This window comes from Pseudomonas sp. NPDC087804, from assembly GCF_044742965.1.
Classification (GTDB): Bacteria; Pseudomonadota; Gammaproteobacteria; order Pseudomonadales; family Pseudomonadaceae; genus Aquipseudomonas; species Aquipseudomonas rustica.
The window spans coordinates 178740-186481 of record NZ_JBIUVN010000007.1 but is presented as its reverse complement, the minus strand read 5'-3'; the positions used below and the strand labels follow the sequence as shown (position 1 = coordinate 186481).

At 56.9% G+C, this 7742-nt stretch carries 8 protein-coding genes and 1 tRNA gene; 5 read left to right on the top strand and 4 right to left on the bottom strand.

The genetic code is table 11. The features are described 5' to 3' along the window. Positions 1-663: phosphoribosylaminoimidazolesuccinocarboxamide synthase (purC, locus tag ACIOMO_RS13625; RefSeq protein WP_401241286.1), on the top strand; the 663-nt coding region annotated here is incomplete at its 5' end. Between the two features lie 83 nt (positions 664-746). After that, a tRNA-Ser gene (locus tag ACIOMO_RS13620) sits at positions 747-836 on the top strand. Positions 837-986: 150 nt separating this feature from the next. Here ACIOMO_RS13620 and ACIOMO_RS13615 read toward each other — a convergent pair. Both ACIOMO_RS13615 and ACIOMO_RS13610 read right to left on the bottom strand, forming a co-directional pair. Continuing rightward, positions 987-1193, bottom strand: coding sequence for a hypothetical protein (locus ACIOMO_RS13615; RefSeq protein ID WP_212550560.1), 207 nt, complete (start codon positions 1191-1193; stop codon positions 987-989). 154 nt (positions 1194-1347) lie between these two features. Beyond that, a complete protein-coding gene (locus ACIOMO_RS13610) occupies positions 1348-1539 on the bottom strand; it encodes a YegP family protein (protein ID WP_401241283.1) in 192 nt (63 codons plus the stop codon). A gap of 237 nt (positions 1540-1776) precedes the next feature. Here ACIOMO_RS13610 and ACIOMO_RS13605 point away from each other — a divergent pair, with 237 nt between their 5' ends. Together ACIOMO_RS13605 and ACIOMO_RS13600 are read left to right on the top strand one after the other, a co-directional pair. Next, positions 1777-2697, top strand: coding sequence for a LysR substrate-binding domain-containing protein (locus ACIOMO_RS13605; protein ID WP_053118087.1), 921 nt, complete (start codon positions 1777-1779; stop codon positions 2695-2697). 217 nt (positions 2698-2914) lie between these two features. Continuing rightward, positions 2915-3280: a 5-carboxymethyl-2-hydroxymuconate Delta-isomerase gene (locus tag ACIOMO_RS13600; protein WP_053118089.1), complete on the top strand. Its 366-nt coding sequence runs from the start codon at positions 2915-2917 to the stop codon at positions 3278-3280. A 3-nt stretch (positions 3281-3283) separates the two neighbouring features. Here ACIOMO_RS13600 and ACIOMO_RS13595 read toward each other — a convergent pair whose 3' ends face one another. Beyond that, entirely contained in the window at positions 3284-4219 is a 936-nt protein-coding gene (locus ACIOMO_RS13595) for a LysR substrate-binding domain-containing protein (protein ID WP_400649206.1), read from the bottom strand. A gap of 185 nt (positions 4220-4404) precedes the next feature. Continuing rightward, positions 4405-5589: a cyanate transporter gene (locus ACIOMO_RS13590; protein WP_401241279.1), complete on the bottom strand. Its 1185-nt coding sequence runs from the start codon at positions 5587-5589 to the stop codon at positions 4405-4407. Positions 5590-5976: 387 nt separating this feature from the next. Here ACIOMO_RS13590 and ACIOMO_RS13585 point away from each other — a divergent pair, with 387 nt between their 5' ends. Further along, entirely contained in the window at positions 5977-7626 is a 1650-nt protein-coding gene (locus ACIOMO_RS13585; RefSeq protein ID WP_401241277.1) for a phosphoethanolamine transferase, read from the top strand. Positions 7627-7742 lie beyond the last annotated feature (116 nt).

The following is a 7742-nucleotide window of genomic DNA, read 5'->3' as shown; positions in this document are numbered from 1 at the left end:
ACCGACGACGCTGACCGATTGATCCTGCTTTTTCGCAACGACACCTCGGCGTTCGACGGCAAGCGCATCGAGCAGCTCGACCGAAAAGGCATGGTAAACAACAAGTTAAACGCCTTAATCATGCAGAAACTCGAAGCGGCCGGCATTCCGACCCAATTCGACAAACTGCTGGCCGACAACGAAGTCCTGGTGAAGAAACTCGACATGATCCCGGTCGAGTGCGTCGTGCGTAACTACGCCGCCGGCAGCCTGGTCAAGCGTCTGGGCGTCGAAGAAGGCCTGAAGCTCAATCCTTACACCTTCGAACTGTTCCTCAAGGACGACGCCAAGGGCGACCCGTTCATCAACGAATCCCACGTTGTGGCGTTCGGTTGGGGCACCGCCGAGCAACTGGTTCGCATGAAAGAACTGTCGCTCAAGGTCAACGAAGTGCTGACCAAGCTGTTCGACGACGCCGGCCTGTTGCTGGTCGACTTCAAGCTTGAATTCGGCGTGTTCAGCGACGGCTCCATCGTCCTCGGCGACGAGTTCAGCCCGGACGGCTGCCGTCTGTGGGACAAGGACACCAAGAAGAAGATGGACAAAGACCGCTTCCGCCAGGGCCTCGGTGACGTCATCGAAGCCTACGAAGAAGTCGCCAATCGTCTGGGCGTACCGCTTTAATCGACGCAAGCATCTGATAGCACGAAGAAATTTTCGAAAGAGGGTTTGCTTTCGGTAAAAGTGTTGTTATGATGCGCGCCGTTGGAGAGATGCCAGAGTGGCCGAATGGGACGGATTCGAAATCCGTTGTACCTTCACCGGTACCTAGGGTTCGAATCCCTATCTCTCCGCCATTACATAGAAAAAGCCCCGTAGATGAAAATCTACGGGGCTTTTTTGTTTGCGTCGCGTTAACGAGTAAATATGAAAAAGCCCCACAGACCCAAAGCCTGTGGGGCTTTTGCATTTCTGCGGGATCTACATCACCCCGCACTTCCAGCCCGTCAAGGCTGCGAGTGGCCCAACTTGCGCTTGATCAGTTCATACACATCCTTATGCGTCGAGTTGTGCAGCGTCTTGTCCTTGCAGGCCGAGCTGAGGAAGGTTTTCACTTCTTCCCTGGCGTGCGGGTAGAGGCTGGCGACGTAGTCGGCTTCGTGTGCTTGTGTGCAGTTAAAGTGCATGTCGTCTTTCGCTTTGTCTCTGGCCATGTCTGCGGCTCCTTTTTGAGTGTGAATGATCGGGAGAAAACAGGGCCGGATGGCCCCCTGCGTTGCTGAGCGTAGGGGTGCAAACGGAGCCCGCCAGTCATTCGGTCAAAAAAGGAAGGAGCTGTAGGACGCAGCCTTTTATCGACTCACGCGGTTAAATTTCCTTGATCGGGGTTTCGCCCTGTACCGCTTTGATCAGCTCGATCACGTGCAAGCAATCCGCTTTGTTCACGTACGATTCGCCGCTGGCGATGGTTTCGTGATTGCCCGCGCGCAGCCTCCAGCGCCATTGGCCTTTGCCGGTGGTCGGGGTGCCGCGGGATTGCCTGTAAATCTCGAAATACATTCAGTTCGCTCCATGCGATAGACGTGTGCGCCAGCCTGTGTGGCGCATCGACGCAAGCCTAGCGCAGGCGGGTTTTTTGGCTACCGGACATTTGTTTCCAATCGTTGGCGGATGTTTCTGAAAGGCACAGGCCAGAGCCCTCGAAGCGGTTGACGGTCAGCGGACGCATCGTGGCGATGGACGCCGCCCCCAACTGCTTTCTACACTGCCGGCAGTCTGGGGATCGGGGAGCAATGGATGAACCGCAATGAACTACGCAAGGCCGACATCAACCTGATGGTGGTGTTCGAGACCTTGATGCTGGAACGCAACGTAACCCGGGCGGCCGAGAAGCTGTTTCTTGGCCAGCCGACCATCAGCTCGGCGCTCAATCGCCTGCGCACGATGCTCAACGATCCGCTGTTCATCCGCGTCGGCCATCGCATGGAACCGACGGCCCGCGCTGAAGATATCTTCCGCCACCTGAAGCCGGCGCTGGATTCGCTTTCAGTGGCGTTGAGCCTGACCCGTGATTTTGATCCCGCCGTGAGCACCATGACCTTCCGTATCGGTCTGTCCGATGACGTCGAGTTCGGTCTGCTGCCACCGTTGCTGCGCGCCTTGCGTCAGGAAGCGCCGAACGTGGTGTTTGTGGTGCAGCACGTCGATTACTGGCGCATTCCCGATCTGCTCGCCGCCGGCGACATCACCGTCGGCATCAGCCAGACCCGTGGCTTGCCGGCGAATGCCAAGCGCAAACTGCTGCGACACATTCAACCGAGCATCCTGCGCGCGGATGCTTCCGACACACCGCTGACCCTCGACGAATATTGTGCGCGGCCGCATGTGTTGGTTTCCCACACGGCCAATGTCAGTGGTTTCGCGGATGAGTGGCTGGCGGAACTGGGCCGCACGCGGCAGGTGGTGCTGTCGGTGCCGCAGTACAGCGCCTTGCCGGCGTTGCTGGCGGGCACCGATCTGATCGCCAGCCTGCCGGATTACACGGCGGCAGCGATGGCCACTTCGGGGTTGCTGTTCAAAGAGCCATTCCCGTTCAAGACGCCGACGCTGGACTTGTCGATGGTCTGGCTCAGCCACGTCGACAGCGACCCGGCCGAGCGCTGGCTGCGTTCCCGGCTGGAGCAGTTCATGAGTGAACGGCCCGTCACCGCCTTTTGATTGACAGGTAGGAGCTGCGGCACGCTGCGATCTTTTGATTTGGCATTTGAAAGATCAAAAGATCGCAGCCTCGTTTCACTCGACAGCTCCTACCGTGATAGATGGCCTTTGGCACATCGCCGCCGGCGTAGCTAACTGGCGTTTGCAACACGGCGAATTGCGATAAGTCAGCTGTGTTATACGTACGACCTTTCTGCCGCCCGACTGGAGCCTCCCGATGCCACACCTGCACATGGAATACACCGCCAACCTGCCGCAGCTGAACGCCGACGTCGCGTTGATTCGCCTCAACAACACATTGGTGGGTTCTGGTCAGTTCGCGGCGGAGTTTGATATCAAGAGCCGTGCGTTGAAGGTCGAGACCTTCAAGGTTGGCACGGCCATGAGCGAGCGCGGTTTTGTGGCGGTGAAGCTGGCGTTGCTCAGCGGGCGTTCAGCGGAGACCAAGAAACAGCTGTCGCAAAGTCTCTTGGCCGTGCTGCAGGATCTTTGTGAATGGCCGGCCGGTGTCGAGGTGCAGTTGAGTGTCGAGCTGATCGATATCGATCGCGAGTCCTACACAAAAACGGTCATCGGCGTGTAGGAATCAGGCCGCTTGCAGTTCACTGCACACCTTGACCACTTGTTCGCGCAGCCAGACGTTGGCGCTGTCCTGATCAACGCTCTGGCTCCATTGCATGTCGAGGGTGAACCCCGGCAAACCGTTCGGCGCCTCACAGTGATTGAACACCGCATCGTTGGTCAGTAACCGCTGAATCCGCCGGGGCAGGGTGAGGATGAAGTCGGTGCCGGTGATCATCTTTAACGCCGCGCTGTAGCTGTTCGAACGCGCGACGATCTGACGTTTCTGCGCCTGTCGCGCCAGCCAGCCATCAACCATATTCGTCGTCGACGTCCACGGCGTCGGGAACACATGCCGGCGTTCGGTAAACGCTTGCAGGCTCAGGCGCGGTTCCAGCGGCGTCGCGCGTTTATCGAAGACGCAGACCAGGTCATCTTCCAGCAACATGCGCGACTTCAAGTCCGTGTGGTGGCGGTGGAAGTTGGGGCCGAAACTGATGACCAGATCGAGGCTGCCATCGCGCAACTCATCGGCGGGCACATCGGTTTCGAACTTGTGCATGTTGACCATCACCGGCAAGTCATCGAAGTCGAAGCGCTTCAACAGGCGCGGCAAAATCAGTTGTTCGAAGTATTCCGGGGCGCAGATGTTGAAGGTGACCGCTTGGTGGCTCGGGTCAAATGTCGGTGCGCCGGCGTGGCAGAGGTTGATGCTTTCGAGGATTTTCTGCACATGGCCGTACATGCTGCTGGCCTTGTAGGTCGGGCGCATGCCGGTGCGGGTGTTGATGAAGAGTTCGTCTTCGAAACTGGTGCGCAGTTTTTTCAGGCAGTAACTAACGGTGGACTGACTGACGAACAACGTTTCCGAGACCTCGGTGACGCTGCTCTGCTCATACACGGCGATAAACACCATGAGATCCTGCATGTCGAGCTTTCGAAGCAAGTTACTGTTCAGCATCCGTTCCGTCCCGCTGTGCTCCTTGCGCTGAATCCGCGCAAACGTGTGCGAACGATCCTAACGGAACGATGGTACAAGGACAAAGGCTTGTAGGACGTTTCATGGACAGTTGTGGGACAGAAAGTTTTAGCAACACGACGTTACCGCTAAAACCGCTGAAAGCTGGCCAGAGGCCTGTAGCCCGATCACTGGAAGTGTTGCGAATAACGTCGCGGATCGAAGCGCAACACCATCAACGCCATGATCAGCATCACGCCGGTCAGCGACCACCATGCCCATTCGAAACTGCCCAGTTGATCGCGGATCATCCCGGCGAGCAGCGGCGACAGGCCGGCAATCAGATAGCCGATGCCTTGCACGCAAGCGGTCAGGCCGCCAGCGTGTTGCGGGTTGTCGAGGTGATCGAGCGAGACGATCAGGCTCATCGGAAACAGTCCGCCGATGCCCAGACCCAACAGGCAGGGCCACAGCAGGCTGAGGTGTTGCGGGCTAAGGATCAGGCCGCAGAAACCGGCGATGATCAGTCCAAGGAGGGCCATCAGTACGATGCGTCGGTCGCGGCTGCGATTGGCGATGGCTGGCACTACCAGGCCGGAAATCACCTCCATGGCTGTCAGAAAACCTAACAGCAGGCCGGCGTTTTGTTCGCTCCAGCCTTTCTCCACGTAGTACGGCGCCAGCCAGGCGAGGACGCAGGTGTAGGACGCAGTGCCCAAGCCGAAGAAGATTGCGAGTAACCAGGCGCGGGAATGTTTGAAGAAGGTTTCTTTTCTGACTGAAGTGTTCGCGGTCGCAGGCAAGTTGCCGCGTTGTGCCCACCAGAACAGCAAAGCGAATATCGCCAGCATGGCCCAAACGGCCAATCCCATCCGCCAACTGCCGGTGCTGATGAGCACCAGCGGCGCGAACGACGCAGAAATCGCGGCGCCGCCCATGATCGAGGTGACGTACAAACCCATGCACAGGGCGACGTTGTCGGGGAAACGCGATTTGATCAATGCCGGCATCAACGCCTGAATCAGTGCAATGCCGATACCGGCCAGAATCGCGCTGACAATCAACTCGACGGCGGAATCGACAAGCAACCGCGACAACGTGGCCAGACCGATCAGCAGCAACGACCACAGCACCGTGCGTCGTTCACCCAGACGCTGGCTGATGCCGATGCCAAAAAACATCGCCAGTCCCATGGCCATCACCGGCAGCATGGTCAGCAGTGAGGCGAGGCTGAAGCTCAACGGGATGTCGCTGCGAATCGCCGACAGCAATGGCCCGATAGCTGCCATCGAAGGGCGCAAATTGAGGGCTACCAGCATGATGGCGAGCATCAGCCAGACGGCGGGACGGGCAGTGGCGCGGACGTTTTCCATCATCAAACCTTGGGGCAGGGCAGATGATTAGACGCGGCGCCCGATGATTCGGGCAAACCAGAAAACCCCCGCCCTTACCTAAAAATCAAATACCCGCCGGTTCCTGTAGGAGCTGTCGAGTGAAACGAGGCTGCGATCTTTTGACTTTGTCTTAACGGCAAGATCAAAAGATCGCAGCCTTCGGCAGTTCCTACAGGGGTTGTTGGCTGAATAAAAGCTGAACCATTCCCAAATACTCCACAAGTTTCAGACTTTGCTCTCAGTCCAACTAATCGTTGGCGTCTTTTTCACAAAAAATTGATGGTTGCCTGCCTAAAGTTTGTCATGCCTTGGTTAATGAATTTTTCACAACTAACCGAGGGTTCTTTTCAGGAACTGCCCCTCATCATGTTGAAGTTAAAAGCCGTGCGCCCGGAATGGGTGACGTTGATTGCCAGCGCCTTTCTTTTGATCGGTTTTAACGTTGTGCTCTGGCAGCACCTGTTCGACATCACCGCGTCAGACGGCAAAGGCATTGCCATGCGCGTGGCGTTCGGGGTGATGGTCTTCGCGGCGTTCAACATCGTGTTGACCTTTCTGGCCTTCCGCCCGCTGCTTAAACCGGTGTTGACGCTAATATTTCTGATCAGCGCCGGTGTGGCTTATTTCATGAGCCAGTATGGCGTCATGATTGACCCGGGCATGTTGCGTAACTTTGCCGAAACCAATGCCACGGAAGTGCGCGATCTGCTCTCGTTAAAGTTGTTTGTTTATATTTTGTTTCTCGGTGTTTTGCCGTCGTTATTGTTGTGGAAACTGCCGATTAATTATCGGCGCTGGCACCGTGAATTGTTGAGCAAGGTTATTGTCAGTGTGGCGTCGGTGGCGATGATTGGTGGTGTGGCATTGGCCAACTACCAGGGTTTGTCTTCGCTGTTCCGAAATCACCACGAAATTCGCTTGATGCTGGTGCCGAGCAACTACATTGGCGCCACGGCCGGTTACCTGCGTGAGCAAGTGGTTTCGGCGCAGCAACCGTTCGTCAAAATCGGCGAGGACGCCGAGCGCAATCCAGATGTAAAACTTGAGCCGCGCAAATCTCTGACTGTATTGGTGGTCGGCGAAAGTGCTCGGGCGGAGAACTTCGGTATCCTCGGCTATAACCGTGACACCACACCAAAACTCGACAAGGAAACCGGGCTGATCGCATTTACCGACGTGCATTCCTGCGGCACGGAAACTGCCGTCTCGGTGCCGTGCATGTTCTCTAACATGGGCCGCAAGAACTACGATGCGAGCAAGGCAAAGAACGAGGAAGGCCTGCTCGACGTACTCAAACGGGCCGGCATCGATGTGATCTGGCGCGATAACCAGTCCGGCTGCAAAGGCACGTGTGATCGCGTCACCGTGCAGGATGTCAGCAACCTGAAAGACCCGGCACTGTGCGCCAACAGCGAATGCCGCGACGAAATTCTGCTGCAAGGTCTGCAGAGCTTTATCGATCACCTGGACAAAGACACCGTGCTGGTTCTGCACCAGATGGGCAGTCACGGTCCGGAATACTTCAAGCGTTATCCAAAGGAGTACGAGCACTTCACGCCGGTCTGTGAAAGTAACGCCCTGAACAATTGCAGCCGCGAAAGTATCGTCAACGGTTACGACAACACGCTGGTGTACACCGACCATGTGCTGTCGAGTCTGATCGATGTGTTGCGCAACAATCAGGACAAAGTCGATACCGCGATGTTGTACCTGTCCGACCACGGCGAGTCGCTGGGGGAGTACAACCTGTTCCTGCATGGCACGCCGTATATGCTGGCGCCGGAACAACAGAAGCACGTGGCGATGCTGGCGTGGTTCTCCGACAACTATCAAAAGTCCTACTCGGTCGACACCCATTGCCTGCAAATGAGCCGCGATAAACCGCTGAGTCAGGACAACCTGTTCCACTCGATGCTCGGTTTGCTCGAAGTGAAGAGTTCGGTGTATCAACCGGATCTGGACATGTTTGCCGGTTGTCGCGGATCAGTGATCGACGGTGTGCTGGCCAAGGACTGAAGCATTCCCGCTGTAGGAGCTGCCGAAGGCTCGGGCCGCGATCGGACGATCTTTTGATCTTGTTTTTGAAGATCAAAAGATCGCAGCCTGCGGCAGCTCCTACAGGTAATGGCCCC

Excerpts from the sequence above, each read along its gene's own strand:
- ACIOMO_RS13615 (WP_212550560.1), bottom strand. The coding sequence starts at position 1,193 with ATGGCCAGAGACAAAGCGAAAGACGACATGCACTTTAACTGCACACAA.
- ACIOMO_RS13610 (WP_401241283.1), bottom strand. The coding sequence starts at position 1,539 with ATGTATTTCGAGATTTACAGGCAATCCCGCGGCACCCCGACCACCGGC.
- ACIOMO_RS13605 (WP_053118087.1), top strand. The coding sequence starts at position 1,777 with ATGAACCGCAATGAACTACGCAAGGCCGACATCAACCTGATGGTGGTG.
- ACIOMO_RS13600 (WP_053118089.1), top strand. The coding sequence starts at position 2,915 with ATGCCACACCTGCACATGGAATACACCGCCAACCTGCCGCAGCTGAAC.
- ACIOMO_RS13595 (WP_400649206.1), bottom strand. The coding sequence starts at position 4,219 with ATGCTGAACAGTAACTTGCTTCGAAAGCTCGACATGCAGGATCTCATG.
- ACIOMO_RS13590 (WP_401241279.1), bottom strand. The coding sequence starts at position 5,589 with ATGGAAAACGTCCGCGCCACTGCCCGTCCCGCCGTCTGGCTGATGCTC.
- ACIOMO_RS13585 (WP_401241277.1), top strand. The coding sequence starts at position 5,977 with ATGTTGAAGTTAAAAGCCGTGCGCCCGGAATGGGTGACGTTGATTGCC.